This window comes from Bradyrhizobium sp. Ken64 (genome assembly GCF_055807555.1).
The window spans coordinates 49,242-74,188 of sequence record NZ_JBVVPA010000011.1; the positions used below are offsets into that span (position 1 = coordinate 49,242).

30 protein-coding genes are annotated in these 24,947 nt (G+C 63.1%); 16 read left to right on the forward strand and 14 right to left on the reverse strand.

Translation table 11 applies throughout. The annotated features are described in order from the left end of the window. Positions 1–62 precede the first annotated feature (62 nt). Positions 63–284 (reverse strand): hypothetical protein, encoded by a 222-nt coding sequence (locus AC0L2F_RS19275; RefSeq protein ID WP_473249455.1) that lies wholly within the window; start codon positions 282–284, stop codon positions 63–65. Between the two features lie 351 nt (positions 285–635). Here AC0L2F_RS19275 and AC0L2F_RS19280 point away from each other — a divergent pair, with 351 nt between their 5' ends. Beyond that, positions 636–818 (forward strand): hypothetical protein, encoded by a 183-nt coding sequence (locus AC0L2F_RS19280; RefSeq protein WP_007612823.1) that lies wholly within the window; start codon positions 636–638, stop codon positions 816–818. An 18-nt stretch (positions 819–836) separates the two neighbouring features. On the opposite strand, the gene AC0L2F_RS19285 is transcribed toward AC0L2F_RS19280, so the two are convergent. The 3 genes from AC0L2F_RS19285 to AC0L2F_RS19295 form a co-directional block, all read right to left on the reverse strand. After that, positions 837–2,213 (reverse strand): vWA domain-containing protein, encoded by a 1,377-nt coding sequence (locus AC0L2F_RS19285; protein WP_063995495.1) that lies wholly within the window; start codon positions 2,211–2,213, stop codon positions 837–839. Between the two features lie 5 nt (positions 2,214–2,218). Further along, positions 2,219–3,166 carry an AAA family ATPase gene (locus AC0L2F_RS19290; protein WP_007612819.1) on the reverse strand — a complete coding sequence of 316 codons (948 nt, stop codon included), beginning with the start codon at positions 3,164–3,166 and terminating at the stop codon, positions 2,219–2,221. A 147-nt stretch (positions 3,167–3,313) separates the two neighbouring features. Next, a complete protein-coding gene (locus AC0L2F_RS19295) occupies positions 3,314–3,514 on the reverse strand; it encodes a hypothetical protein (RefSeq protein ID WP_007612817.1) in 201 nt (66 codons plus the stop codon). Between the two features lie 222 nt (positions 3,515–3,736). Between AC0L2F_RS19295 and AC0L2F_RS19300 the strand changes: the two genes are divergently transcribed. Further along, positions 3,737–4,711, forward strand: a complete 975-nt coding sequence (locus tag AC0L2F_RS19300) for a quinone oxidoreductase family protein (protein WP_473249456.1) — start codon at positions 3,737–3,739, stop codon at positions 4,709–4,711. Positions 4,712–4,741: 30 nt separating this feature from the next. On the opposite strand, the gene AC0L2F_RS19305 is transcribed toward AC0L2F_RS19300, so the two are convergent. Together AC0L2F_RS19305 and AC0L2F_RS19310 are read right to left on the reverse strand one after the other, a co-directional pair. Next, entirely contained in the window at positions 4,742–5,017 is a 276-nt protein-coding gene (locus tag AC0L2F_RS19305; protein WP_063995497.1) for a hypothetical protein, read from the reverse strand. 96 nt (positions 5,018–5,113) lie between these two features. Beyond that, positions 5,114–5,722 carry a S24 family peptidase gene (locus AC0L2F_RS19310; protein ID WP_007612810.1) on the reverse strand — a complete coding sequence of 203 codons (609 nt, stop codon included), beginning with the start codon at positions 5,720–5,722 and terminating at the stop codon, positions 5,114–5,116. Positions 5,723–5,887: 165 nt separating this feature from the next. Here AC0L2F_RS19310 and AC0L2F_RS19315 point away from each other — a divergent pair, with 165 nt between their 5' ends. Both AC0L2F_RS19315 and AC0L2F_RS19320 read left to right on the forward strand, forming a co-directional pair. Continuing rightward, positions 5,888–6,415 carry a GcrA family cell cycle regulator gene (locus AC0L2F_RS19315; protein ID WP_007612808.1) on the forward strand — a complete coding sequence of 176 codons (528 nt, stop codon included), beginning with the start codon at positions 5,888–5,890 and terminating at the stop codon, positions 6,413–6,415. Positions 6,416–6,461: 46 nt separating this feature from the next. After that, positions 6,462–7,037 carry a hypothetical protein gene (locus AC0L2F_RS19320; protein ID WP_473249458.1) on the forward strand — a complete coding sequence of 192 codons (576 nt, stop codon included), beginning with the start codon at positions 6,462–6,464 and terminating at the stop codon, positions 7,035–7,037. Between the two features lie 46 nt (positions 7,038–7,083). Here the strand turns inward: AC0L2F_RS19320 and AC0L2F_RS19325 are convergent, their stop codons facing one another. After that, a complete protein-coding gene (locus AC0L2F_RS19325) occupies positions 7,084–7,440 on the reverse strand; it encodes a hypothetical protein (protein WP_473249460.1) in 357 nt (118 codons plus the stop codon). Positions 7,441–7,686: 246 nt separating this feature from the next. On the opposite strand from AC0L2F_RS19325, the gene AC0L2F_RS19330 reads away from it, so the two are divergent. From AC0L2F_RS19330 to AC0L2F_RS19340, 3 genes are all read left to right on the forward strand, one after another. Further along, complete coding sequence (locus AC0L2F_RS19330) at positions 7,687–7,869, forward strand: hypothetical protein (protein WP_473249462.1); 183 nt, start codon at positions 7,687–7,689, stop codon at positions 7,867–7,869. A gap of 324 nt (positions 7,870–8,193) precedes the next feature. Beyond that, complete coding sequence (locus AC0L2F_RS19335; protein WP_007612798.1) at positions 8,194–8,379, forward strand: hypothetical protein; 186 nt, start codon at positions 8,194–8,196, stop codon at positions 8,377–8,379. Positions 8,380–8,517: 138 nt separating this feature from the next. Next, entirely contained in the window at positions 8,518–8,859 is a 342-nt protein-coding gene (locus AC0L2F_RS19340; protein WP_007601491.1) for a phasin, read from the forward strand. A 187-nt stretch (positions 8,860–9,046) separates the two neighbouring features. Here the strand turns inward: AC0L2F_RS19340 and AC0L2F_RS19345 are convergent, their stop codons facing one another. The 3 genes from AC0L2F_RS19345 to AC0L2F_RS19355 all read right to left on the reverse strand — a co-directional run bounded on the left by AC0L2F_RS19345 (position 9,047) and on the right by AC0L2F_RS19355 (position 12,439). Further along, on the reverse strand, positions 9,047–9,364 hold the full coding sequence (locus AC0L2F_RS19345) for a c-type cytochrome (RefSeq protein ID WP_007612797.1): 318 nt from the start codon (positions 9,362–9,364) through the stop codon (positions 9,047–9,049). A gap of 292 nt (positions 9,365–9,656) precedes the next feature. Continuing rightward, on the reverse strand, positions 9,657–10,487 hold the full coding sequence (locus AC0L2F_RS19350; RefSeq protein WP_007612796.1) for an alpha/beta fold hydrolase: 831 nt from the start codon (positions 10,485–10,487) through the stop codon (positions 9,657–9,659). A gap of 155 nt (positions 10,488–10,642) precedes the next feature. Further along, positions 10,643–12,439: a ShlB/FhaC/HecB family hemolysin secretion/activation protein gene (locus AC0L2F_RS19355; RefSeq protein ID WP_473249463.1), complete on the reverse strand. Its 1,797-nt coding sequence runs from the start codon at positions 12,437–12,439 to the stop codon at positions 10,643–10,645. Positions 12,440–12,569: 130 nt separating this feature from the next. On the opposite strand from AC0L2F_RS19355, the gene AC0L2F_RS19360 reads away from it, so the two are divergent. Beyond that, a complete protein-coding gene (locus tag AC0L2F_RS19360) occupies positions 12,570–13,841 on the forward strand; it encodes a FecR family protein (RefSeq protein WP_473249464.1) in 1,272 nt (423 codons plus the stop codon). Positions 13,842–13,900: 59 nt separating this feature from the next. After that, entirely contained in the window at positions 13,901–16,642 is a 2,742-nt protein-coding gene (locus AC0L2F_RS19365) for an EAL domain-containing protein (protein WP_473249465.1), read from the forward strand. A gap of 17 nt (positions 16,643–16,659) precedes the next feature. On the opposite strand, the gene AC0L2F_RS19370 is transcribed toward AC0L2F_RS19365, so the two are convergent. Beyond that, entirely contained in the window at positions 16,660–16,944 is a 285-nt protein-coding gene (locus tag AC0L2F_RS19370) for a hypothetical protein (protein ID WP_007612789.1), read from the reverse strand. A 242-nt stretch (positions 16,945–17,186) separates the two neighbouring features. Here AC0L2F_RS19370 and rocF point away from each other — a divergent pair, with 242 nt between their 5' ends. The 4 genes from rocF (at position 17,187) to AC0L2F_RS19390 (ending at position 20,524) form a co-directional block, all read left to right on the forward strand. Then, a complete protein-coding gene (gene rocF, locus AC0L2F_RS19375) occupies positions 17,187–18,164 on the forward strand; it encodes an arginase (protein ID WP_007612787.1) in 978 nt (325 codons plus the stop codon). A gap of 160 nt (positions 18,165–18,324) precedes the next feature. Beyond that, positions 18,325–19,596: a sulfite dehydrogenase gene (gene soxC / locus AC0L2F_RS19380; protein ID WP_473249466.1), complete on the forward strand. Its 1,272-nt coding sequence runs from the start codon at positions 18,325–18,327 to the stop codon at positions 19,594–19,596. Beyond that, positions 19,583–20,125 (forward strand): c-type cytochrome, encoded by a 543-nt coding sequence (locus AC0L2F_RS19385; RefSeq protein WP_473249467.1) that lies wholly within the window; start codon positions 19,583–19,585, stop codon positions 20,123–20,125. Before soxC ends, AC0L2F_RS19385 begins: the two co-directional genes overlap by 14 nt. Positions 20,126–20,227: 102 nt before the next feature. Continuing rightward, entirely contained in the window at positions 20,228–20,524 is a 297-nt protein-coding gene (locus AC0L2F_RS19390; RefSeq protein WP_473249468.1) for a hypothetical protein, read from the forward strand. A 5-nt stretch (positions 20,525–20,529) separates the two neighbouring features. Here AC0L2F_RS19390 and AC0L2F_RS19395 read toward each other — a convergent pair whose 3' ends face one another. Continuing rightward, positions 20,530–21,744, reverse strand: a complete 1,215-nt coding sequence (locus AC0L2F_RS19395; protein WP_473249469.1) for a mandelate racemase/muconate lactonizing enzyme family protein — start codon at positions 21,742–21,744, stop codon at positions 20,530–20,532. Between the two features lie 173 nt (positions 21,745–21,917). Here AC0L2F_RS19395 and AC0L2F_RS19400 point away from each other — a divergent pair, with 173 nt between their 5' ends. Next, on the forward strand, positions 21,918–22,106 hold the full coding sequence (locus AC0L2F_RS19400; RefSeq protein ID WP_473249470.1) for a hypothetical protein: 189 nt from the start codon (positions 21,918–21,920) through the stop codon (positions 22,104–22,106). Positions 22,107–22,264: 158 nt separating this feature from the next. Here AC0L2F_RS19400 and AC0L2F_RS19405 read toward each other — a convergent pair whose 3' ends face one another. Next, positions 22,265–23,551 carry an NRAMP family divalent metal transporter gene (locus tag AC0L2F_RS19405; RefSeq protein ID WP_473249471.1) on the reverse strand — a complete coding sequence of 429 codons (1,287 nt, stop codon included), beginning with the start codon at positions 23,549–23,551 and terminating at the stop codon, positions 22,265–22,267. 271 nt (positions 23,552–23,822) lie between these two features. After that, positions 23,823–24,008 (reverse strand): hypothetical protein, encoded by a 186-nt coding sequence (locus AC0L2F_RS19410; RefSeq protein WP_473249472.1) that lies wholly within the window; start codon positions 24,006–24,008, stop codon positions 23,823–23,825. Between the two features lie 259 nt (positions 24,009–24,267). Between AC0L2F_RS19410 and AC0L2F_RS19415 the strand changes: the two genes are divergently transcribed. Then, positions 24,268–24,516, forward strand: a complete 249-nt coding sequence (locus tag AC0L2F_RS19415; protein WP_473249473.1) for a hypothetical protein — start codon at positions 24,268–24,270, stop codon at positions 24,514–24,516. Between the two features lie 133 nt (positions 24,517–24,649). Next, positions 24,650–24,826, forward strand: a complete 177-nt coding sequence (locus AC0L2F_RS19420) for a hypothetical protein (protein ID WP_007612770.1) — start codon at positions 24,650–24,652, stop codon at positions 24,824–24,826. The last annotated feature ends 121 nt before the right edge of the window (positions 24,827–24,947 follow it).

The following is a 24,947-nucleotide window of genomic DNA, read 5'->3' on the forward strand; positions in this document are numbered from 1 at the left end:
GACGGTCACGTGGACAGGAGATTTGCGGTCCTACTGTCACGTTCCGCACGCGCGTGGCCGCGTCACGCCGCGAGATCCAGCAGCCGACACGATCCGCGTACCAGCACCTTGCGTCCATTCGGCGTCATGACCGGCACGCCGTCGCGGACGACGACAAGACCAAGCTTGACGAGGCCCTCGATGAGATAAGGCTTCGAAAGGCGACCGTTCGACACCGGGTTGCGAAGCGCCTTCAGAACCTCCCATTGGTCCGGCGCAAGATCGAAGTCGCTGTCGTTGCTCATGTTGCCTCAAGCCACATTGCCGGTCGTGCGCCTCTGTTAGAGGCGCTGCATGAAGACCGTGCGACGACAATGAGTCGGGAATTCGGTGAGGCGTTTAGAACTTCTCTTCACAAATTGCTGCACGCCATTGCGCCACAAGAGTTAAGTCCGCCCGATCACGGGGACCATCCGGAGCCTCGATCACATATTGATGATGTGGGCTTGATGTTGGTCCGCGAACTACCGCACTGCATGGGAAGCGCTGCTGTCCCATTCTGCGTCGCAATATGCACAGAAATCATGAGACGAAGGGTTCGAGATTCTGTTACGCTGATTCGCGGGGAATGGCTTCACACGGCAGGAGTGGAGTGCATGAACAGGCTGGTCGAAATTCGCAGTCAGGAATCCTTGTGCCGGGAGCGCGCCGCGCTTGATTTCGAGCGCCGGGTTTTCTGGCTTGCGCAAGCTCAGGAATGGGAGCAGCGCGCGCTTGACGAGATCGCCTATCATTTCCGGGAGTGCAATGTGGCTCAGACGGAGCTGGTGCGAAACTGACGTCGGCTGTGGTAAGGCCTACTGATAAGTCGCCACAATATCGGACACCGCGCGCTCGAGCTGCTGCGCGGTGGCGCACTGGCGCACCACGCTGCAGAAGGTCGCATAGCGCGGCATCTCGGAATCGCCAAAACCCCAGGCGAGACGTCCCTCGGGATTGAGCCACACCAGTCGCTTCGAGCGCTCGGAGATACGGCGCAGGATGTCGGCGCGCGGATCGAGATTGTTGCTACGGGCATCGCCTAGCACGATCACCGTGGTCTGTGGCGTCAGCGCACTCATGAACTCCTTCTCGAAATCGGCCAGCGACGAGCCGTAGTCGGAGGAGCCGAAGCCGACCTTGGACATGATCTCGGCCATCGCTTCTTCCGGCGATTTCTTCTCGAGGATGTCGCTGACTTCGATCAGATGCGAGGAGAAGGCGAAGGAATGGACGTCGTCGACGACCTCGTGCAGCGAGTGGATCAGGAGCAGGAAGAAATCCGAGACCTGTGCGACCGACCCCGAGACGTCGCAGAGTGCTACGATCTTCGGCCGGTCGCGATGCTTGCGCTTCCAGGCCGTGAGAAAGGGGATGCCGCCCCAGGCGGCATTGCGGCGCAGCGTGCGGCGGACGTCGAGATGACCGCGCCGTTGGCGCTTGCGTGGTTTCGAATAGCGCTCGCGCAGGCGCCGTGCGATCTGGCGGATGAGAGCGCGCATCTCCGCGACATGGCGCCGCTCGATGCGGGCAAGCGGCGCGTTGCGCAAAATCTCATTGCGGAGGTTCTCGGCCTCCTCGCGGGCATAGAGCGCAAGCCCCTGCGCGACGGTGTCGCGAACGGCTTCGCGCAAGCCATCGAGCGCGGCGCGCAGCCGCTCGGCCAGTGCCGGATTGGTCGCGGTCAGCTCGTCGAGATCGTCGCGCAGCCGCTGGAGCCCCATGGCGTCGAGGATGCGGCTGGAGAAGATGCCGCGCTGAGTGGAGTAGCGGATGTCGGACAGGGAGGCCGCCCCTGAGGCGCTGGCGATCGCGGCGGTGATCGCGTTGCGATCCTGAGACAGCAGCATCTGCGCGAGGGGACCCAATTCTGCGGGAGGCGAACCGCCGCTCGCATCGCTGGCCTCGTCAGACGACGGAGATTGATCCGCGTTCTCCGAAACATCGTTGCTGTCGGCTTCAGGCTGTTCCTGCCGCGGCTCCGGCTGGCTGAAGAACAGATCGAAACAGTCACCGAGCGCGAGCTTTTCGTCCTGCGACTTGGCGAGCGTCAGAAGGAGCGCATCGCGCAGGATGGTCCGGTCGGAAACGCCGACCTGTGCGACCGCGCGCATCGCATCGATGCTTTCGGCAGGCGAGACATGGACGCCGGCGCCCCGTGCCGCACGGAAGAAACGATGGATATTCTCGCGCATCGGCGTCAACCGAAGACGTTGGATCGTGCTGCCTTGGCAATGAAGGTCGTAATCTGAGGCTGAGCCGCCTCGATGTCGGCCTCGTATTTCAGGAGCACGTTGAGCGTGTCCTTGACGATCTCGGTGTCGAGCTCCGAGGCCTGCAAGAGCACCAGCACGCGGGCCCAGTCGATGGTCTCGCTGACCGAAGGCAGCTTCTTCAGGTCCAGCGAGCGGATTTCGTGGATGAAGCCGACCATCTGCCGCCGCAGCGTCTGCGAAATACCGGGGACGCGGCTCTCGACGATGCGCTCCTCGAGCCGTTGCTCGGGGAAGCCGATGTGCAGATGCAGGCAGCGCCGCTTCAGGGCGTCGCCGAGATCGCGCTCGCTGTTGGAGGTGAGGATCACCGTTGGCGGCGTGATCGCGGAGACGGTGCCGAGTTCGGGGATCGTGACCTGGAAGTCGGAGAGAATTTCCAGCAGCAGCGATTCGAACTCCGCATCCGACTTGTCGATCTCGTCGATCAGGAGCACGCAGCCGCCCGGCTGCTCCAGCGCTTGCAGCAGCGGGCGCGGCTCGACGAACTCCTTGGAGAAGAACACGTCACCGAAATCGTGGAGCTGATTAAGTGCAGCGTGCAAAGTCTGCGCGCCGCCGAGGACTTCGCCAAGCTTGTCCTTGAGGATCTGCGTGTAGAGAAGCTGCTTGGCGTATTTCCATTCATAGAGCGCCTTGGCCTCGTCGAGGCCTTCGTAGCATTGCAGGCGGATCATCTTCAGGCCGCGCCAGGCCGCGATCGCCTTGGCAAGCTCGGTCTTGCCGACGCCCGCGGGTCCTTCGACCAGGATCGGCTTCTCGATCTGTTGCGACAAATAGACGGCGGTCGCGATCTGCCGGCTCGCGATGTAGCCTTGCGCGGCGAGGCCGCTCTCCACTGCCTCGATCGCTGTCGAGGGCTTCTGTTCAGCCACGAAAAGGCGCTCCCAAAGGTCTTGATTGAGGCTTGTTCTGCCTGCGTTCATGGCAAAGAACAAGCCTCGTTTGGGAGAGGCCAGACCCGCGCGAATGGGCGTTTTTTCCGCTCAACGCAAATAGTCGGGCGGCTACCGGCCGCGCGATCAGTGCCGCAGCAACTCCGGCTTGCGGATCGTCTGTCTGACCTCGGCGCCGCAATCGGCGCATTCGTAGACGAAGTCGATCTTGGCAAGACTCCAATGCGGTTCGACCTCGCGCACATACATTGGAAGGAACCCCATGCATGCAGGGCAAATCACAGGCGCGATTTCGATATCCTGATGATGCTGTACATAAGCTGGCATCTCGGCTCTCCTTCGCAGACGACCTCCAAACCCGCGCGAAGGCTACTGCCGGCCGGCGCAAGGCCGAGATCAACTCTTTCGAACAGAGGCGGAACGGCGGAGGTTTGTCGTTCGCTGTGACATTCTTGTTACGTCTCTGTACTGTGACGGGCGGACCAAATACCTATTTCGAAAGCCCGAGCCGGTATTCGGCTTTACCTCAACGATAAGGGAGCAACGCCCATGACGCATGCCATTCGCTTTCACAGGACTGGTGGTCCGGACGTGCTGGTCTGGGAGGAGGTCAGTGTCGGCAAGCCCGGACCGGGCGAGGCACGAATCCGCCATACCGCCGTCGGTCTCAACTTCGTCGACATCTACAACCGTTCGGGCCTTTACCCGGCGCAACTGCCGAGCGGGCTTGGTAGCGAGGCTGCTGGCGTCGTCGAGGAGGTCGGGCCCGGTGTCACCGATCTGAAGCCGGGCGATCGCGTCGCCTACGGCGCCTCGCCGCTGGGCGCCTATTCCGAGGCGCGGCTGATCCCGGCGGACCGACTGCTGAAGCTGCCGGACGGTGTCGACGACAAGACCGCGGCGGCGATGATGCTGAAGGGGCTCACCACGCAATATCTGATCCGGCAGACCTATCGCGTGAAGGCCGGCGACACCATCCTGCTGCATGCGGCCGCCGGTGGCGTCGGCCTGATTCTCTGCCAGTGGGCCAAGCATCTCGGCGCGACCGTGATCGGCACGGTCAGCAACGACGAGAAGGCCAAGCTCGCAAAGGCGCATGGCTGCGACCATGTCATCATCTATAGCCGCGAGGATTTCGTGAAGCGCGTGGACGAGATCACAGGCGGCAAGAAGGTGCCGGTGGTTTATGACTCCGTCGGCAAGGACACGTTTCTGAAGTCGCTCGACTGCCTCGCGCCGCTGGGCGTCGCCGCGCTGTTCGGTGCGTCCTCCGGCGCCGTCGAGCCGCTCAACCTTGGTCTGCTAGCGCAGAAGGGCTCGCTCTACGTCACCCGGCCGACGCTGTTCACCTACGCCGCCAAGCGTGAGAGCCTGGTCGCGATGGCAGGCGAGCTGTTCGACGTCGTCAAGTCCGGCGCGGTCAAGATCGAGGTGCACCAGACCTATCCACTGAAGGACGCCGCCATGGCGCATGCCGATCTCGCCGCGCGCAAGACCACGGGATCGACCGTCCTCACGGTGTGATCTCCGACCGGGCTGCCGCTTGGGCCTGCGTCACGTCCGCTCGTGCTTACGCAGATCGCGGGCGTGATCGAGGCGGAGAGCCTGTAGGTCGACTTCTTCGGGGCGGATCTCCGGGAGGGCCGCCTCGGCGAGGATCGCCTCGGTCACGTCTTCGACCGAATTCTCCACGATTTCCTGGATGAACGAGATATTCCGATATTCACCTGAGGCGACGCGGGAAATGACCTCGCGCCTGGTGATTTCAGGGTCGACGACCGCCTCGCGGCCGCGGCGCCCATAGTCGATCATCACGACGAAATACTGCATGAAACGATCCTGCCGTGCCCACGGTCGGGCACGGCAGAGTATTTCCGAAAAACGGAATCAAGTCAAGGTGAATTTCGTAAAAACGGAAATTGCAGCCTACTTGCTCCTCTTGCGAGGGCGCGCCGACTTGGCGCGCAGCCGCTCCAGCTGCCCCTTGGGCATCGACAGGCAGATCTCGCCGACCCACTCCAGTTTCACGCCGACGATCTGCTTGGCATTGAAGCTGCTGAGATTGACGACGGAGGGGGATTTGCCCCGCTCGATGGTCTTCAGATAGCGCTCGCCGGTCTTGAGCCGGACCACGGCCTCCTCGCCGTAGAAGCTCGACAGCGGATGGCGCTGGTCCTTGTAGACTACGATTACGTCGCCGCTCTCGTATTTGGGCAGCATCGAATCGCCCACGATCTCGAATGCGATGGTCTCCTCCATGATCGGAAAGGGCAGCGCGATGTCGCCAAGGCCTTCGGGGGGAACCTGCTCATAATCCGGCTCGATCACGGCACCGGCCCCGACCCGGCCCATGATCGGCGCGAGATTGAGCTCGAGATATTCCATGATCGGAATGATTTCCGAAGCCTTCACCAGGCGTTCGCCGCCTAGGATCTCCGAAACTGCGCCGGGGCGTACGCCCATGGCAGCCGCCAGGCCGCCCTTGCTCTTGCCCGTCTTTTCCAGGCCCCGTTCGATCATCGCAGCGTCCAACATGGTGATTCCCTCGACTGTCCATCGTTCCGCCTCTTGTAATCCGAAATTCGGAATTGATGCAATTATGAATATCAGAATTATCGCTTGACTTCGACTTCGGAATACCGGAATGTAGGCCCGCCTCGCGATCGTGCGATCGGAGGAGGCGCATCACAGGACAGCAGCATGGAACCGGGCCATTGGCCGTCGGAGCACTCCGACGCGCTTCGCGACTATCTTCTCAAGGGAATGTCTTATACGGAGATCGGAAGACAGATTAATGCAAGGTTTGGAACGGCTTACACGCGCAATGCGGTGGTCGGCCGCGCCAAGCGGCTCGGACTGATCGTGCAGGTGCGGACGACGAGCCCGTCGATCGTGCCGGTGCTGCCGTCTGGAGCCTGTCTTATCCTCCCGCACCGTCCCGCGTTACTGAACCTGCCTCCGAAATCCGCGATGAAGCCTGCCGCGCAGATCAAATTGCGATGCGTCGGCGTCCAGCCGCGCCTGGTCCCGCTGGTCGAACTCGCTGGCGAGGACTGTCGCTATCCCTATGGCGGCGACAAGGACGGGGAGGAGATTACCTTCTGCGGCCATCCAAGTGAGCCGGGCTCGAGCTATTGCACGCCGCATGCGCGCCTGACGCGCCGCGCCGGAGCTGGCTCCGCGCGCGTCGCCGGCCCGGTCGTGCTGAGGCTGGTCTCCGCCGCCTGATCCGACGACCGCCCGTCCAATCGTCAATTTCGCAAGGAGTACCCGAGTGGCACGTGTCCGACGCAACAGATCCTACAAATTGGCGAATGTCTACGACCGACGCTCACGTGAGATACCGTTCAATGCGGAGGTGGCGGAAGTCGAGGTGGACAATCCGCTGGCGCTCGACCCCGGCGAGAAGATCATGGCCGTGCGATCCATCCGCAGCGATCCGCTCGGCCGGCTGCATGCGCACCATCAGATCGACGAGGCGCAGTATCGCGGGGGGCGCGCCTTCCAGGACGATTGGGAGAAAGCCGAGCGAGGCCTTCAGGCAATCGACCCGACTCGCGAACATGTCGATGGCGCGCGCACGCGCGAGCCGGTCACCGAGAGCCAACGCCAGGCGGTGCTGCGGCTGAACAGGATCGAGCGCGAACTCGGCACCGACGGCGCCGCGCTAGTGCACGACGTGTTGGTGCTGGGCCTGACCATGGACGAGATCGGCCAGCGTCGCGCCGTCCGTACGCAGCGCTGGACCGACTATTTTGCCCGACGTTTTCGGGAATGCCTGGATCGGCTGGCGCTGATCTATGGCTTTGCGACGGAAAAGGGGACACGACGTGCAGGGCAACGCCGATGACAACGGCGCGCCCGCGACCGCGGTCGCGGGCGCGCCAGTCTGCTGCTTAGGGATGCGGCAGGATCTGATAGGTCGTGGTATAGGGCTCCACGCGCAGCGAGGCGTTGGCCAAAAGCCCTATTCTGGCGGTAGGCGCTTGCTGTAACTCGCCGTTCGGACCGCGATGCACGTTGTATTGCCAGACGGTGAGATCGCCCTTCTGTGCCAGAGCATGTGCAACGGCGCTGGCATCGTTGCCGCCGAGCGCCTGAAGCTCCTCCATCGACAATCCGACGACAATTTCGTCCTTGATGGTGACGATCTTGAACAGGTTCATCCTGGTCTCCTGCGCCCATGCGCCTTGTATCGAGAAGGTGAGAAGCGCGACTGCGGCGCCCTTGATGAGATCGCAGCGAGAAAGCATGCCGTCGTCCTTTGGTGCTGGGGCGCCCGAATCGATCAAATGCATCGGCCACGGCGCCCGTGATCTGCGTGATTGTTTCGCCATCGCTTTGTCGTTTGTTCCTCGAAAACGGTTCACGGCCGGAAACAAATGCGGCCCGATGAATCCTGGTGCGAAGAGGCCTGCGCAAGTCCAAGAGCTCGAGTGGGCGGGTTTGGATGAAAATCCAAATGCCATAGTTTGTCTCTTGGTTCAGAAGGCCGCGCTGTGGCTGCCGATCCATGGCGCGAGATCCACGTCTATTTCGTCGACGATACAACCGCTGGCGCCGGACTCAACAATTACGTGTATACGCTGAAGAAGCACTGGTTCGCGTCCACCAACGTCCATTCACATCCGAAACAAGACGAAACGCAGCGTCGATTGACGGCGATCGAGGCTGTATGCTGATCGATGACGCTTCTTGACGCAGGTGGGTGACGGCGGGCCATATTCCTGTTATCCGGAATTGCCGTGGTGCGATGCAGACGAAGCATCGCTGCGCCAACTGTTAGGCTTGCCGGAGGGGTTGTTTCTTGACATAGTTGCAACCTGTTCAGGTGTGCGCGCTTGCACATGAAGCTCGGCGTGCGAACGTACCGGGCTTCCCCCCCCGGCCGAAGGCGCGCCGTCGCCATAGCATCCGGTTGGTTATGGCATCCGGTTGTGGCGTTTGGTTCTTAGTTGGGACCTCGATGTTGGATCACGAAGTCCGATGCTTGTCATAGGTGCGAGATGAAGAACCTCAATTTCGCAGCTGAGCTGCACCTCAAGCTCGGCGCGCCTGCAAGCGGCACTGTCGAAAGCCTGCGGCTGCTCCGCGCGTTTCTGAAGCTCGCGCCCCGGCAGCGTTTCGAGGTCATCAAGCTCGTCGAAGACCTCGCCACCGAAGAAACTCTCCCCGAACACCCCCTGTCCTGAGCCGGCCTGCGCGCCGGCCTTACGCCTTGCCGTTCGTTTCCTCTCAGAGCCGGCCGCCGGGCGACGTCCCCCGGCTGGACGCTGGCAGTCGATCCGGCAAGTGTGGTATTCAGTTCAGAAAACGGGAGGAGTGCGACCATGATCGAACCGAAGCTCGAAGTTCCGGCCGAACTGCGCGACCTGGCCGAGAAGACGATTGACCAGGCGGAAAAGGCATTCGGTATGTTTTTCGAAGCCGCCACCAAATCGATGACGACCGTTCCGGGCGCGGGGGCGGACGTGTCGAAGCAGGCGCTCGCTTTCACCGAGCAGAACATGAAGTCGGCATTCGAGCATGCCCGCAAGCTCGTCCATGCCACCGACCTTCAGGAGGCGATGCGAATCCAATCGGATTTCCTGCGCAGCCAGTTCACCAGTGCCGGAGACCACATGCGCCAGATGACCGGGAGCCTCATGCAGCCGGGCAAGGGCAAGTCCTAATTCTCGGTGTGTTTACGGCGCGTCCACAGATTGGACTTGCACGGCGTGACTATCCGCACTGGGATCGGTCCATGATGGGCCGTCGAATGGACCTTATTCGCCGCCCATCATCCCTTCTGCCGATCCCTGTCGGTTCTCAGGCGGGGGTTTGCATTGTCGCAGGTGTCTTGACCGATCGGCCGCTCTGCTAGCGCAGCGATGCGATGTAGGCCGCGATGTCGCCGGCTTCAGTCCGGCTCAAGGGGAAATTCGGCATCTTCGGGTGCGGATCTAGCAAGAAAAAGGCGAGCCTTTCCGAACTGAAGTCGGGCCTGCGCGCAACGGACGCGAAAGAGGGGACGTCGGCGCTCGCCTGGGTCTGGCCGTTCGCCACGACATGGCAGCTGGCGCACCAGCGCCTCGCAAGATCGGCGCCGTGATCTGCATCGGCGGCGAGAGCGGACAACGTGCCCATGCTCGAGGCCATTGCAACCAGCAGGCAAATTCGTCTCAAATGCCGGTGCATAGAGCAACCCTGTGTGTTGTTGGCTTGCGACGCCGTCCTCATCCGCAACACGAACCCGGAAACTGCGAGAGGTCGATGCGGGCGATGATCGACCGCAGCAGCTTGCGAGCCGAACGATAGAGATGCCGGGCGAATCTCGGCGTCCTTGCCACGGGCAGGCCAAAGCTTGTCCTATCGAGTCTTTTCGTATCAAGGCTTTCGATCGAGTGCGACACGTGCCTCTCCGAGATGGCGAGACCCTTTCTATCGTGGTCGGGTCGCGGCAGCCTTGATCTGCCGCAAAGGGGCCGGACTAATAGTCGCCGGGGTTCATGATCATCGGGCTTCGTGTATCGGCCGGGGCGAGCGCGCTGCTGGCGCTGTCGCGCAGGAAGCGGTCGAGTGTCGCCTGGATCTTTTCTTTGACAGCGTCGGGACCGCGATCGCTCATCTCGGTATGCTGTGCGCCAGTGTGGATAATGTCGATTCCGCGCGCCTTGGCCTCTTCCGGCGTCGGCAGCACGCCGGGATCGGTTACGAAATGCGGATCCTTCGAGCGGAACGACAGGATCTTCATGTTGTCGCTAAGCACGAAAGGCACCCGCAGATTGTCGAGCGTGATCACTTTCGACACCAACTCCGGGTGCTGATGGGCGACATACATCGAAACGTCGCCGCCGTTGGAATGCCCGACGAGCGTGATGTGGTCGTAGTCGGCGTTCTCCTGCCGCCGCTTCAACTCGCCCAAGGTGAAGAGGATGTTGGCCTCGCAGCGGATATAGACCTCGCGCCGGCCGACATATGGCTGGCCGGCCTTGGTCATCAGCGGCGGATCGCTCGGCAGATCCTGCTGGATACTGGCGACAAGATAACCGCGTGCGGCGAGCACGTTGGCGAGGAAGGAATATTCGGTGGCCTTGACGGTATTGCCGTTGCTGATGATGGCGAGCGGGAGCTTCCAGAGGCCGAGATTGGCCTTGGTCTCGTAATCACGCCGCACAGCGATTTCGACCGCAATCGGCCGCTGGCGCGCGGCGTCGAACAGGGTCAAATCCTCATGGCGGATCGCGAACCGGCTGACCACGAAGTACTGGCCGACGCCGAGGACGCAGAGAAACGCCAGAACTGCAAACACCTTTTTCATGGTTCCGTCTCAATCACTTTTGACTGAACATGGCCATTCGGAACTCCCGGATCGAGCGATCGTGAGCAGGTTACGGGATTAAATTTAGGCAAGCTTGTGAGCCACGCCTCGAAAAGGGCCGCATGCCGGGGGCCATAGCGCGAAGGACAAGGGGCTTACAGACAGCCGCCCTTGCCGCGTTCGGAGCAGAGCCGCAGCGCGCTTGACAGGGTAAACAGGAAGCGCGGGCTGCGGCGCTCGTTGTCTGGCGCCCGGTAGCTCAGGGGGACAGCCACGCCGAGATCGGCCTGGAAATCGTCCGGCAGGAAGAACCGCACGCCAGCTCCGGCCGAGGTCAGCGACAGGCCGTCGCTCAGGCGGTAACCGTCGTTCCAGACGGCGCCGGCGTCGCCGAAGGCATAGAGCTGATAGCCGGTCCAGTAGCGGAAATTGAGCTTCTGGTCGAAGCGCAGTTCGAGCGAGCCGGCAAGACCGTTGTCACCGCTGATCTCGGCTGCGCCATAGCCGCGCCCGAAGGCAACGCCGCCGAGATAGAATTGCTGCGAGGTGAACAGCGGCCGTGACGCCGTCTGGCTCGCAGCGGAGAGCTTGAGCGACCAGACGTCGTTGAGCGTCTGGTAGCGCGTGAACCAGAGGTTCAGCACGGAGAAGTTCGATGACGCGCCATCGCGCGACAACAGGTCGTCATCGAAATGCGAGGCACCGAAGATGTCGAGCCCCTGGCGGTAGGTCAGCGTCGCGAAATTGGTGCCGCCGAAATGATCCTGGAGCCGGTACTCGGCGGTCAGGCTCGCGGTCCTAATGTGGTCGTTGTACCAGGGGCCGTAAAGGTCATGCTCGGACACGTTGCTGAAGGTCGTCGCCGCGGTCAGGATCAGCGAGGAGGATTGCGACTGCAATGGGACGATGCCGGCACGCAGCTCGAACGCCTCGGTCGTGGTGATGTCGCTGTTGAGGCGGCGGGCATCGCCCGGTCTGACCGCGCTGTACAGGACCGACCCGCCGAGACGCACGCCGTCGACGCCGACGGGTGCATCGTAGGACAGCCGTGCGAAGCCAAGCTGGCGGGGGTCGTTGGCGATGGTCGACAGGTTGACCGCCAGCGTGTCGCCGGGCGTGAGATAGGAGTTGAACGCGCCGGTCGCGTAGGTCTGCCACGGACCGACTGATGATGAGCCCAGATTGTCCAGACCGAATGAGGAGAAGACGTGCCAGGTCTTCAAATAGACGATGAGGCGGAAGCGGCCGGTTGCACCGCCGATCTCCTCCAGTGCGGTATCGGTGATCCGGACGCCAGGTCTGCCGTTGATGAGAAAGAGCTGGCGTTCCAGCGTTGCCAGACGCGACGGTTGCTCCGCCAGAACCGGCCCAAGCATCGGTCTCACGCCGAACTGCTCGGCGCCGTCGCCTTTCAGCTCCGCCTGCACGATGGCGCCTTCGATCACCTGGATCCGGAGCAGGCCGTCCGCAATATCCTGCGGCGGCACGATCGCACGGCTCAAGTGAAAACCATCGGCACGGTAGAGATCGCTGATCGCGCCGGCGATCGCGGCGAGATCGGCCTGCGAAACCTTCTTGCCGACATAGGGCTGGTAGACCGCGGCGATGCGATCGGGGGAAACGGCCCGGGCTCCGCTGACATCGACGCCGCGCAGCACGAATTGAGGCTTGGTATCGCCGCCGGTGTTGGGCTGGCCGATTGTCGGTAGTCTGACTAGAGGACGCCTCAGCGATTCCCGCTCGGTTTGGTTTTCAAAATATTTCTCTGGTTGGCGCGGATCGAAGCCCGGCTGGTTCGCCTGTTGTGCGAAAGCCTGGGAAATTCCGGCGAAAAAAGGCGCCAACAGCACCATTGTGGTAATGAGATGCCGCTTCCCGACGCGCGTAACGCGCCGGTCCCCGTAGTTTGACGGAGATGTGCCCGAGAAGCGGTAAGGGTTCGTTAGCCACATGATTTTTCATAGTTTTTTATGGTCAATGAACCGTTAACGCGACCACTCCGCTGGTCGCTTCCCGCTAATCTCATGTTGAGTGATTTCGGATACCCCTCAAGGCCGGCTGTAACGCGGACTGAGGATCGTCATGCTGAACAATATTGGAATGCGGTGCGCCTTCGCGGCTGCGCTGATCCTGGGAACGGCTTCCGGCGCATCCGCCGCGGACGATGGCGTCTGGTCGGTCGGCAAAGCCACTGGCGAGGTCTGGGTCGCCACCACCGGCGCGCAGCAGGTGTCCTTGAGCCAGCAGGAGGTACTCAAGCCCGGCGACACCATTCGCACCGGGCGTAACGGGCGCGTGCTGCTCGTCCGTGGCGAGGAAACGATCCTGATCTCTCCCAACTCGGTGGTCGGCTTGCCGACCGAGAGCAAGGAGGGCCTTTCGACCACCATCATCCAGCAGGCAGGTTCGATCCTGCTCGAGGTCGAGAAGCGCAACGTCAAGCATTTCGAGGTCGAGACGCCCTATCTCGCCGCCGTGGTCAAGGGCACCCAGTTCAGCGTCACCGTGAATGCGGGCAGCACCAAGGTCGGCGTGCTCCGCGGCCAGGTCGAGGTCTCCGACTTCAAGACCGGACAGATCGCCCAGGTCCTGCCGGGGCAGGCCGCCACCGTCTTCGAGCATGGCAAGCCCGGCCTCTCTCTGAGCGGCTCTGGAACGTTCAATCCGATCGAGCACGGCAAGCCGCGCGCCTCGAGCATCGAGCGCGTCCCCGTGCCGAAATCGGGCCTGTCGGCCCCGCGCAATGCCGCGAACGGCCGTGCGATCCATGCGCTCGGTCCGATCGACAAGGGCACCAAGGCGGCCGGCGCGCTCAAGCCATCGCAACAGGGGGCCGGAGCTCACGCGTCCAAGGGCGGTGCTGCCAAGTCTGATGCTGCAAAGCCTGGCGTCGTGCGCATCTCGAACTCGCTCGGCGAGGTCAAGCTGAACGTCCACAAGGTCACGCACGGGCTAGCCCACGGAGGCGGTGCCCCCGGACAGGTGCGCAACGCGCACGCCAGCACCGAGACGGTCTGGAGCGACTCGAAAGCGAGCACGACAGCGTCCAACAGCACCGTCCAGACTGCGGTCACGACGAGCAGCGGCGTGACGGCTGGCAGCAGCAGTTCGTCAAATCCCGGCGCCGCGATCGCCGCAGCGGCCGCCAACGGAAACGCTGGTGGCAACGGCAACTCCGGCAACGGCAACTCCGGTAACGGCAATTCCGGCAATGGGAATTCCGGCAACGGCAATGGTAATGGCAACAACGGCGCCACCGGCAACGGCAGGGGCAACAACGGTAACGGCAATGGCAATGGCGGCGGCAACGGCAGCAATGGCCACGGCAATGCCTTTGGCCACAACAAGCACTGAGGCGATTTCCAGGGGATGAGGGGGCGTACCCGCAGAAGCGGGTGCGCGGGAGGATCGGAGTGAAGCGCTATCGTCCGCATATTCTAGTCGTGACCGCACTGGCGATCGTGCTGTCCACGGGGTGGCATGGTGCGCTTCGCAACGCGCTGACCGACCTGCGGTTCACATGGCAATCGCGCCCCGCGAGCGGCAACGTCGTCGTGGTGGCCATCGATGCGCCCTCGATCGACCAGATCGGCGTATGGCCTTGGCCGCGCCGGCTGCACGGCGAATTGTTGCGCAAGCTCGAGGCCGCGGGGGCGCGGGACGTCGCTTTCGACGTCGATTTCAGCTCGCCATCCGATCCGGCCTCCGACGAGGCTTTCGTCAACGCGCTGCGTGAGGCCGGCGGCTCGACCATCCTGCCGTCCTTCAAGCAGCCGACGCCGAATGGCGGCGCAGCTCACATCAATCGCCCCCTGAAGCCGTTCAGCAATCAGTCGTGGCCGGCGCTGGTCAATGTCGCGATCGAATCCGACGGGCTGGTTCGCCGCTATCCATTCGGCGAGAAGCTCGGTGATGCCCTGATGCCGTCAATGGCCGTCGTGCTGGCCGGACAGGACGCCAATCGGCGGCCTCCTTTCCTGATCGATTTCAGCATTCGGGCGGGCTCCGTTCCGAGTGTCTCGTATGTCGACGTGCTCCGCGGCAACACGGCAACTCTCGACAAGCTCAGAGACAAGAAGGTCATCATTGGTGCGACGGCGCTCGAACTGGGCGACCGCTTCAGCGTTCCAAATGGCCGCATCATCTCCGGACCCATCCTCCAGGCGCTGGCAGCGGAATCGATCCTCCAGAGCCGGATGCTGCGCTGGACCTCCGATACCGGCATGATCCTGGGTCTCGCTGTGATCTGCCTGCTGATGGTGTTTTCGTGGCGCCGCTTCGGACCGGGAATTCGCGTCGCGATCCTGATCTCGGCCGGGGCAGCCTTCGAGCTGGTTGCGGTCCTCGTGCAGGCAAGATGGCCCTTCATCATCGACACATCACTGTTCCACATCGCGATTGTGGCTTATCTGACGGCGATCGCACTCGACGAAATCGACTTCCGCGGTCTGTTGGGGCGCATCGCCGAAAGCCGCTTTCATCGTATTGCGATGTCGCTCGGCGATGGCCTCGTCTGCACCGACGAAGATCAGCTGATCACCGTGTGGAATCCCGGCGCTAGTGCGATCTTCGGCTATATGCCCGCCGAGATCATCGGCCGTCCGTTCGAAACGCTGTGCGCCGTGTCGGTGGACGGTGACGCGAGGCCGTCCATGCGCGACGCCGCGCGCCAGGCACTCCTGGTCCCCGGCGGAGCGGTCGTCGTTGAATTCGAAGGGCGGCGGAAGAACGGTGAAACTTTCCCGGTCGAGGCAAGCTTCTCGGGCTGGCAGGGAACGGACGGCTTCCAGTACGGAGCGATCCTGCGCGATATCTCGGTCCGCAAGCGCGAGGCCGAACGCGTCAGATATCTCGCCGAGTACGACGCGCTGACCGGTCTTGCCAACCGCAACACGCTGCATGCAGGACTGGTCGGCATGATCGCGGATGCGGCGCAGCGCCCTTGCGAGGTCGCGCTGCTCGTGATCGGGCTCGACGGCTTCCAGAGCATCAACGACATGCTGGGTCATTCGGCCGGAGATCTCGTGCTTCAGGCGGTCGCTGGTCGCCTGAAAGCCGAGGCGCGCGACGGCGCTGTCGTTGCCCGGCTTAGCGGAGACGAATTCGCCATTGCGCGCAAAGGCGCCGATGGCGACCCGCCAATCGCAGAGTTCGCCGCGCGCATCGCGCGCGCGTTCGAAGCGCCGCTTGCGACCGGCACGCGGCAGCACCGCGTCAGAATCAGCATCGGCGTCGCCGTCCATCCGGAAGGCGGACACAGCGCCGACGATCTCCTGAGCAATGGCCATCTTGCGCTGACCAAGGCAAAGCTGACGCGGCGCGGCGGTTATGTGGTCTTCGAGAGCGCGATCCGGCAGGAGCTGGAGAACCGGCTGACGCTGGAGAGTGAACTAGCGCTTGCCGCGGATCGCGGCGAGTTCGAGCTGTTCTACCAGCCCCAGGTTCGCCTGATCGACGCGAGCCTGGTCGGGGCCGAAGCTCTCATCCGCTGGCGGCATCCCGTGCGCGGCTACGTTTCGCCGGGAGAGTTCATGCCGGTGGTCAACAGCTCAGCCCTATCCGAGCGGATCGGAAACTGGGTGATGGAGACCGCCTGCCGGCAGGCACGCGCCTGGGAATTGTCCGGCGACAGAGTGCGGGTCGCGATCAATTTGTCTCCCTCGCAGATCCACTCCGGCGACCTCGCGCATTCGGTTGCGGAAATGCTCGAAGCGACGGGGCTCACGCCGTCGCTGCTCGAACTCGAGGTTACCGAAGACATCCTGCTTCACGACGAAGCCCGCGTGCTCGACATGTTCAAACGCATCCAGCAGCTCGGCGTCCGCGTCCTGTTCGACGATTTCGGCACTGGCTATGCGAGCCTGAGCTATTTGAAGAAGTTTCCGCTCGATGGGCTCAAGATCGACCGGTCGTTCGTGCTCGGTCTGCTCGCGAACTCCGATGATGCCGCGATCGTCGGGTCGACCGTCGGCCTCAGCAAGCAGCTCGGACTGACGGTCGTGGCCGAGGGCATCGAGAACCGCGCTACGGCCGATTTCCTGGTGAGCATGGGATGCGAAGAAGGCCAGGGCTATTTCTTCGGCCGTCCGATGCCGGCGGAAGCATTTGAGCGGCAATTCCTCACTGCCGACTGCGAAGCCGTCAGCGCCGCCTGAACGGGCCCGCTCGATTTCTAGCGCCGACGCGCGACCGCGACGCCGAACAGGAAAGCAACGAACAGGCTGGCAAGCGGTGCTTCGCGCGTAATCGCGGCGACGGTCGCGAGGGGCCGGCCCGGCTTTCGCGCTTCGTCGATAGCGGAGGTCATGCGATCGACAGCTGCATGCAGGCCACCTGCGACTTCACCGATGGTGCGGGATACGTCCGTCGCGGCATCGATGGCGCGCTCGGCCATGCCGGGATGTGAGGTGGACTGCGGGATCTCCGTGCTCAAGTGCGCGACCTCCGGGCTGATCATGTGACGGAGGCCGATACCTTTGGCTATCCGCGCGAGCGCTCGTTCTGAACAGCGGGTCGCATGACCTTTGGCTATCCGCGACAGGCGCCGTGGTTTTACGGCGGGTACCGGCCTTGCATGAGCAATTCGGCGCGCGGGCTTTTGTTCCGAGACGATGCGCCCCCGCGCGGACCGCCCCCGTGAAACGACGGATGCGAATCTCTGTTAGGCTGGCTCAATCTTGCTGATCTCAGGAGACAGCTGTGACCGACCAGACTACGACGGATCGAGCCCGGCGCATCGCCTTGCTCGGCGCTCCCATCGACATGGGGGCTTCGCAACGCGGTACCCTGATGGGCCCTGCGGCGCTCCGCACCGCCGGCCTTGCGACACTGCTCGAGAGCCTGGATTTCGAGGTCGTCGATTACGGCGATCTCTCGGTGGCCGAGCTCCGGGACCTCGCAGACAGGCCCCCGGAGAATGCCAACCACTACCGCGAAATCCAGCGCTGGACCCGCGTGCTGAGCCGCAGAGGCTACGAGATCGCGAAAACCGGCGCGCTGCCGATTTTTCTCGGCGGCGATCACACGTTGTCGATGGGATCGGTGAATGCCATGGCCCGTCACTGGCAGGAGCGCGGACGCGAGCTGTTCGTGCTCTGGCTCGATGCACATGCCGACTACAACACGCCGGAGACGACGATCACGGCGAATATGCATGGCATGTCGGCGGCATTCCTGTGCGGCGAACCCGGCCTCGACGGATTGCTTGGCGATGATCCGCGTGCCCCGATCGGTCCCGACCGGCTCGACCTGTTCGGGGCGCGCTCAGTTGACAAGCTCGAAAAGGAGCTGATGCGCACGCGCCGGATCAGGGTTGTCGACATGCGCCAGATCGACGAGTTTGGCGTCGCCGTGCTGATCCGCCGCGTCATCGAGCGCGTCAGGGCCAGCAACGGCGTACTGCATGTCAGCTTCGATGTCGATTTTCTCGACCCCTGCGTTGCACCCGGCGTGGGCACGACAGTGCCGGGCGGCGCGACCTATCGTGAGGCGCATCTGATCATGGAGCTTCTGCACGATTCCGGCGTAGTCGGATCAGTCGACATCGTCGAGCTCAATCCCTTCCTCGACGAGCGTGGCCGCACGGCGCGCACCGCGGTCGAACTGATCGGCAGCCTATTCGGCCAGCAGATCGCCGACCGGCCGACCCCGAGCAATGCGATCGCGCCGGGCGAGTGATGGACGAGCCGTTTGTGCATTGCGAAGAAGAGAACTGCCGCCGCGGCCGTCGGATTTAGATCAGTCGCGGTCGAAATGGCTCATTTTTGAAACAGCTGCGAATTGCAAATGCTCGTCGCAGAATGTTTCATGCGGTCGCGCTTCATCCGAGGGTCCGCACATGAGCAGCACGAGCGACGCCGACGACAAATCCGCGGGGACGACTCGCCGTCACTTTCTGCGCGCCGGCGCGGCGGCTGCGGGTGGCACTGTCCTGGGCGCCGGCGCATCGGCTGCCGCCGGGACCGACAACCTTCCACCCAACATTCCCGAATGGATGAAGGCGCCGGGCGAGCCGACGGGGGGCCAGCTCTATGGCGCGCCATCGCCGTTCGAGAACGGAGTCGTCAAGAACATCTCGAAGACTCTCAAGCAGTACATCTCGGCCTCCAGCCGGACTCCGTTGCAGGAGCTCGAAGGCATCATCACGCCGAACGGCCTGTTCTACGAGCGTCATCATGGCGGCGTTCCGACCATCGATCCGGCCCAGCACCGGTTGATGCTGCACGGACTGGTCGAGCGCCCGCTGATCTTCACAATGGATGATCTCAGGCGTTTCCCGTCGGAATCGCGCGTCCACTTTCTCGAATGCTCCGGCAATCCCGGCTACACCAAGCCTTACGGCAAGACCGCGTCGGACCTAGTGGGTCTGGTGAGTTGTGCAGAATGGACCGGCGTCAGCCTCAAGCTGGTGCTCCAGGAGGCCGGGTTGAAACCAGATGCCAAATGGGTCGTGGCCGAGGGCGCCGACGCGGCTGCGCTGACCCGCAGCATTCCGATCGAGAAATGCCTCGAGGACGCCATGCTGGTCTATAGCCAGAACGGGGAGCGGCTGCGCCCGCAGCAGGGCTATCCGCTGCGGCTATTCCTGCCGGGCTTCGAGGGCAACATGAGCGTGAAGTGGCTGCGCCGCCTGCATGTGACAGCTGAGCCGGTTTATTCGCGCGAGGAGACCTCGAAATACACCGACCTCCTGCCGGACGGCACCGCGCGTGAATTTTCGTTCTACATGGAGGCGAAGTCGATCATCACGCGGCCTTCGGGCGGCCAACGTCTGAGCGCACCCGGCTTCCACGAGATCTCCGGCATCGGCTGGAGCGGGCATGGCAAGATCGCGCGCGTCGAAGTGTCCGTCGACGAGGGAAAGAGTTGGCAAAGCGCCCAATTGCAGGAGCCGGTGCTGACGCGTGCGCTGACACGCTTTCGCCTGCCCTGGCGATGGGACGGCAAACCTTCCGTGATCCAGAGCCGTGCCGTCGATGAGACCGGCTATGTGCAGCCGACTCTGGCCGAACTGCTCGCGGTGCGCGGCGAGAACTATTTCTACCACAACAATGCGATCTGGCCCTGGCGCATCGCGGCCGACGGCGAGGTGACCAATGCGCTGGCGTGAGACTTGCGGTATTGCTGTCGGCATCGTGCTGTGTGCGTACGCGAGCGGAGCGCAAGCACAAAGCCTGTACGGCCTCGGACGTGCCGCGACGGCTGCGGAGATTGCGGGCTGGAATATCGATATCGGGCGCGACGGCAGCAATCTGCCGAAGGGAAGCGGCTCGGTCAGCCACGGGCGCGAGGTGTTCGCCCAGCAATGTGCATCATGCCATGGCGACAAGGGCGAGGGCGGGCTGGGTGACCGGCTCGTCGGTGGGCAGGGCACGATCGGAACGCCCAAGCCGATCCGCACAGTCGGCAGCTATTGGCCGTATGCGCCGACGCTGTTCGACTACATCCGCCGCGCGATGCCGCAGAACGCGCCGCAATCGTTGAGCGATGAGGAGGTTTATGCGGTATCCGCGTACATCCTGAACCTGAATGGACTGGTCGGAGCGGATGCGACGCTCGATGCCAAATCGCTTGCAGCGGTCAAGATGCCAAACCGCGACCGGTTCGTCGGCGACGCGCGGCCGGATGTGAAACGCTGAGTGCTTATGGCGATCAGGTTCCACGCATTGACTTGGAACTTGCCTGGGCCTGGGGCGGAACTCGCGAGACCGGATTGAATTAACCTGCGATAGGAAAAACGTATGGGTCCCTCGATGGCAACGGATCGCTTCGCAAATTCCATCTCCTCGGCGCTTCGCCATCCCGGCGTGATCGCGTTGATTGTGGCCGCGGTGACGATTGCTGCGATGCTCATCGTCGATCACGGACCATGGAATCGGGCCAAGACGCAGCCCGCCCACGTTGCGATGTACGCAACCACGGGCGAAGCCGCGCGCGCCGCAGGCGCCAAAATTCTTCCGACCGAACCGAAATCACCGATCGAGCCGGCGCGGCCGGGGCCAAAGACGTCCCCGACCGTCAATCCAGTGACGCCGTAAGACGCTTAGCCCTTGCGGCCGTAGTTGAGCAATCCGCCGCTGGTCTTCGGCGGATGGGCGCGAAGGGCTTCCTCGTTCGGATCGGTGCCCCAGCCGGGCCGGTCCGGAATGACCAGATGGCCGTTCTGAATATCCGGCTCATGCGTGAACAGCTCGCGGTCCCAAGCCAAGCGATCGATGTCGATCTCCATGATGCGCAGGTTCGGCACGGCGGCGCAGAAATGCGCGTTCATCATCGAACAGAGATGGCCGTAGAAATTGTGCGGGGCAACGTTGACTTCGAACGCTTCCGCGGCGGCTGCGATCTTCATCGACTGCCAGACGCCGTTCCAGGGCGTGTCGATGATCGCGACGTCCATGGCCTGCTCGCGGAAATAGGGCAGGAATTCCCGCAAGCCCAATAGCGTCTCGCAGGACGAGATGGGATGCGGGCTTTGCCTGCGGATGTAACCGAGGGCTTCCGGATTGAAACTGTCGATCTCGATCCAGAACATGTCGAGGTCCGCAATGGTGCGCAGGATCTCCAGATAGCCCTCGGTCTTGGCGTTGAAGTTGCAGTCAAGCAGGATGTCGACGTCGGGGCCTGCACCGTCGCGGATCGCTTCCAGGTGCATGCGCAGGTCGCGCAGGATTTTGCGATCGACGTTGATCTCGGGGGCGAAGGGAGAGCCGAAGCCCGGTCGCCAACCGGTCGGCTTGCCGTCGTCGTAAGAGAAGATGTTGGTCTTGAGCGCGGTGAACTTCTTCTCGCGGACCTCGCGTCCTATCGCCTTGACGCCATCGAGGTCCTCGATCGGCGGCTTGTACCAGGACGGGTGATTGATCCGCCACGTCGCGCAATGCGACCAATAAACCCTGACACGGTCGCGGATCTTGCCGCCGAGCAGTTCGTAGCAGGGCACACCGAGACATTTCGCCTTGGCATCGAGCAGCGCATTCTCGATCGCGCCGAGCGCCTGCGCCACCACGCCGCCGGCGGCGGGACGTGTGGCCGCGAACAGTTCGGCGTAGATGCGCTCGTGCCGGAAAACGTTCTGCCCGACGACGCGGGCGGACAGGCGCTGGATCGCAGCACCGACACCGGGCGAGCCGAAGCCCTCGTCGAACTCGCTCCATCCGACGATGCCGTCCTCGGTCGTCAGCTTGACGAAGTGGTAGTTTCTCCAACCCGCATCGCAGGCGAGAATCTCGAGACTTGTTGCCTTTGATGATCTGGTCATGTCGCTCCCTGTGACCCGGCTGGGTTCCTTTTTTCGTTGGCCGGCTCGCAAGCCCGGCTCCAGCTGCAACTGTTAGGCTAAGAGCCCTGCGCAGTGAAGCCCGGGGAGCTGCGCCGCGGCCGCTTTGCCGCCTTCTTCGGCGGAAAAGTCTGTGGAATCCGGTGGGGACAGCCATGATCTTGCCTGGGATCGTCCTGAAAAGGCACCACGCTCTGACGTTTTTGGCCACAATCGGGATCGACCCTCCGGCCATGAGATTTCTGGCTGTGATTTCGATTCTCGCGCTGCTCACGATGGGCGGAGCCGCCATTTCCGATCAGTTTCTGACGGCCGATCAGCACGCCGCTCACGGGGTGGAATAGCGCGGCGGGCTTATAGGTTTTTTGTCTTGGGGGAGACAGCGATGCTTTCGGTCGACCAGTTCCTGCGCTTCATCAGTGTGCCGGCCGTGTTCGCGGCCCTCGTCATCGCCTCGCAGATATCGGCAGCCTTGTCGCAAGGCTAGTCAAAGGCTAGCTGGTCAGCCGATCAATGACGAGCCGAGCAGGGCGAGCACGGCCAGCGCCATCAACGCGGTGCCGAGCCAGCCCAGCGCGACGAGCCATGACCGGCCCTTGAAGCGACCCATGATCGCCTTGCTCGAGACGATCAGCATCATCATGGCCATGATCGGAACGGCGACGATGCCGTTGAGCACGGCGCTCCAGACCAGCATGTGGATCGAATCGATGCCGGTGAACCCCAGACCGAAGCCGATGATGGTGGCGGCCGCGATGATGGTGTAGAAGCCGACCGCCTCGTCGGGCTTCGCCTCCAGCGTCGCGCGCCAGCCGAAGATCTCCGCCACGCCGTAAGCGGCCGAGCCCGCCAGCACCGGAATTGCGAGCAGTCCGGTGCCGATGATGCCGGCCGCGAACAGGGCGAAGGTGAAGTCGCCGGCGAGCGGCCGCAGCGCCTCGGCGGCCTCCGTCGCCGAATTGATGTTGGTGACGCCGTTCGCGTGCAGCACCGACGCGGTGGTGAGGATGATGAAGAAGGCGATGCCGTTGGAGAGCAGCATGCCGGAGATGGTGTCGGCCCGGATGCGCGCGAGCTCCGGACTGCCGCCGCGCTTCAGCTCGCGCAGCGGCTTGTCGCGCCTGCCCTGGTTCATCTCTTCGACCTCCTGCGAGGCCTGCCAGAAGAACAGATACGGGCTGATCGTGGTGCCGAGCACGGCGACGACCATCATGAAATAGTCGGCGCTGACATTTGTCTTCGGCCACACCGCCGCGAGCAGCGCCGTGCTCCACGGGATCTTGACGGTGAAGGCGGTCGCGACATAGGCGAACAGCGCCAGGGTGAGAAATTTCAGCACCGGCGAATAGCGCCGATAGGGCAGGAACACCTGCAGCAGGGTCGAGCCCGCCGCGAAGATCAGCGCGTGCTCGTGGTTGAGGCCGCCGATCACGAGCGAGAGCGCCTCCGCCATCGCGGCGATGTCGGCGGCGATGTTGAAGGTGTTGGCGGCGACGAGCATGGCGACGAGCGACAGCACCGCCCAGCGCGGCGCGATCTGCCTGACGTTGGCGGCCAGCCCCTTGCCGGTGACGCGGCCGATCCGGGCGCTGACGAGCTGGATGGCGATCATGAACGGCGTGGTCAGAAACACCGTCCAGAGCAGTCCGTAACCGAATTGCGCGCCGGCCTGCGAATAGGTGGCGATGCCGGACGGATCGTCGTCCGCCGCCCCGGTGACGAGACCCGGCCCCAGCCTCTGCAACAGCGACGGCGCGGATTTCGTGGGGGTGAGGGCACTGTCGGCCATGGCAAGAGGGGTCTCGGTCGGGGCGCGTCCTTCACAAATGCTAATCCGGGAACAAGGTTCCCGAGCGCGGCGTAACGGGCTCCTCGCCTATTTTCTGATAAAGCGAATCTCCATTTGACTCGTCGGGCAAAACACCTGTATAACTGCATCATCCAAGAACCCGGTGCAGCCTTTGCGCGTATCCCAAGCGCGACCGGACTGCCGTCGTGCAGTCCGCAACCCGCGCACGGACACCGGCGAGACGTATGTCCCCTGAGCGCGTGCGGTCGGACTATTTGATGCTGACGAACATGCCCCAGGCGCCGGCCAACGCGGCGCCGGAAAAGACGATCAGCGGGTTGTCGCAGAACGCGCCACCATAGGTGCACATGGTGACGCCGAACGAGCCGATCTCGTGATGGCTCGCGGAGTAGAACAGTCCCGACAGCACCAGCAACGCGGCGGCGACGACATACATCGACGATCTCTCCGAGCTATCCCCGTTGCGTCTGTCGCAAGGGACGTGTTCCAGCATGGCGCGAACCCATTGCATCCTGCCGAATCCGCCCTGCTGCATTTGAACTAAAGTCGATCTTTCCCGCGAGATGCTGTCGTCGTCAGCTGCGATCCGTGCGCAATCTCGACGTGTGATCGCAGCCGGAACGTCGGCGCGGGAACTCCTGGACGGGCTCTTTATTAAGGACATGAACGGTTGGACCAACTGAGGGGAGTGGCCCATGGGAGCCGAGCGGATGCACCCTCCGCGGTACTGGCGGATGCGGGCGGAAGAATTCCGCACCAAGGCGGACAATTGCGAATATCCCGAGACGCGGGACGTGCTGCGCAAGGTGGCGGAAAATTACGACGAGCTGGCGCGCCGCGCCGCGCGCATCATCACCGTCGAGAGCCTGGACGAACTGCGGGGGGGGGACCCGCCAGCAGCAAGCCGGCTTGATGGTTCAGGACAAGCCCGCTTGATCGTTTAGGACAAAGCCGATGATCAGCGCGCGCGATCATGTGGCGTCCAGGCCATCGCAGCCATGAGGAGCGCCGCCCGCGCCATTTGGAACGAATGTCCACTTTGGCACTTAGGAACTCAGTCCTCCAATGAGGGATGACATGAGCAGCGAACAGCAAAGCCCGGCAACGAGGCCGGATCAGTATTTCAAGCCGGGGCCGGCCTGCCCCAAATGCGAGAGGGGCACGCGCTACCTGACGTCGATCTTAGACGTGAGGCGCGACTGCTCGGTCCTGATCTATCGCTGCGACTCGTGCCGCGAGGACGTCTGGATCTGAGCGAGGCCTTGTCCTCGGCGTCGGCCGACTTGCGGGATGGTGCGCCCCACATCGCATAGCAACGTCGCATGGGAACTTCCCCTGTTTCGGTTTATTGTCGGCTGCATCGACCACGCGGGCT

Bases quoted from the DNA above. Each gene is read 5' to 3' on its own strand.
- AC0L2F_RS19345 (WP_007612797.1), bottom strand. From the start codon at position 9,364: ATGCACCGGCATTTGAGACGAATTTGCCTGCTGGTTGCAATGGCCTCG.
- AC0L2F_RS19385 (WP_473249467.1), top strand. From the start codon at position 19,583: ATGCGCTGGCGTGAGACTTGCGGTATTGCTGTCGGCATCGTGCTGTGT.
- AC0L2F_RS19355 (WP_473249463.1), bottom strand. From the start codon at position 12,439: ATGTGGCTAACGAACCCTTACCGCTTCTCGGGCACATCTCCGTCAAAC.
- AC0L2F_RS19300 (WP_473249456.1), top strand. From the start codon at position 3,737: ATGACGCATGCCATTCGCTTTCACAGGACTGGTGGTCCGGACGTGCTG.
- AC0L2F_RS19370 (WP_007612789.1), bottom strand. From the start codon at position 16,944: ATGATCAGCCCGGAGGTCGCGCACTTGAGCACGGAGATCCCGCAGTCC.
- soxC (WP_473249466.1), top strand. From the start codon at position 18,325: ATGAGCAGCACGAGCGACGCCGACGACAAATCCGCGGGGACGACTCGC.
- AC0L2F_RS19325 (WP_473249460.1), bottom strand. From the start codon at position 7,440: ATGCTTTCTCGCTGCGATCTCATCAAGGGCGCCGCAGTCGCGCTTCTC.
- AC0L2F_RS19310 (WP_007612810.1), bottom strand. From the start codon at position 5,722: ATGTTGGACGCTGCGATGATCGAACGGGGCCTGGAAAAGACGGGCAAG.
- AC0L2F_RS19400 (WP_473249470.1), top strand. From the start codon at position 21,918: ATGATCTTGCCTGGGATCGTCCTGAAAAGGCACCACGCTCTGACGTTT.
- AC0L2F_RS19305 (WP_063995497.1), bottom strand. From the start codon at position 5,017: ATGCAGTATTTCGTCGTGATGATCGACTATGGGCGCCGCGGCCGCGAG.
- AC0L2F_RS19285 (WP_063995495.1), bottom strand. From the start codon at position 2,213: ATGCGCGAGAATATCCATCGTTTCTTCCGTGCGGCACGGGGCGCCGGC.
- AC0L2F_RS19280 (WP_007612823.1), top strand. From the start codon at position 636: ATGAACAGGCTGGTCGAAATTCGCAGTCAGGAATCCTTGTGCCGGGAG.
- AC0L2F_RS19390 (WP_473249468.1), top strand. From the start codon at position 20,228: ATGGGTCCCTCGATGGCAACGGATCGCTTCGCAAATTCCATCTCCTCG.
- AC0L2F_RS19340 (WP_007601491.1), top strand. From the start codon at position 8,518: ATGATCGAACCGAAGCTCGAAGTTCCGGCCGAACTGCGCGACCTGGCC.
- AC0L2F_RS19395 (WP_473249469.1), bottom strand. From the start codon at position 21,744: ATGACCAGATCATCAAAGGCAACAAGTCTCGAGATTCTCGCCTGCGAT.
- AC0L2F_RS19350 (WP_007612796.1), bottom strand. From the start codon at position 10,487: ATGAAAAAGGTGTTTGCAGTTCTGGCGTTTCTCTGCGTCCTCGGCGTC.
- AC0L2F_RS19360 (WP_473249464.1), top strand. From the start codon at position 12,570: ATGCTGAACAATATTGGAATGCGGTGCGCCTTCGCGGCTGCGCTGATC.
- AC0L2F_RS19335 (WP_007612798.1), top strand. From the start codon at position 8,194: ATGAAGAACCTCAATTTCGCAGCTGAGCTGCACCTCAAGCTCGGCGCG.
- AC0L2F_RS19405 (WP_473249471.1), bottom strand. From the start codon at position 23,551: ATGGCCGACAGTGCCCTCACCCCCACGAAATCCGCGCCGTCGCTGTTG.
- AC0L2F_RS19410 (WP_473249472.1), bottom strand. From the start codon at position 24,008: ATGTATGTCGTCGCCGCCGCGTTGCTGGTGCTGTCGGGACTGTTCTAC.
- AC0L2F_RS19415 (WP_473249473.1), top strand. From the start codon at position 24,268: ATGGGAGCCGAGCGGATGCACCCTCCGCGGTACTGGCGGATGCGGGCG.
- AC0L2F_RS19420 (WP_007612770.1), top strand. From the start codon at position 24,650: ATGAGCAGCGAACAGCAAAGCCCGGCAACGAGGCCGGATCAGTATTTC.
- AC0L2F_RS19315 (WP_007612808.1), top strand. From the start codon at position 5,888: ATGGAACCGGGCCATTGGCCGTCGGAGCACTCCGACGCGCTTCGCGAC.
- AC0L2F_RS19295 (WP_007612817.1), bottom strand. From the start codon at position 3,514: ATGCCAGCTTATGTACAGCATCATCAGGATATCGAAATCGCGCCTGTG.
- AC0L2F_RS19275 (WP_473249455.1), bottom strand. From the start codon at position 284: ATGAGCAACGACAGCGACTTCGATCTTGCGCCGGACCAATGGGAGGTT.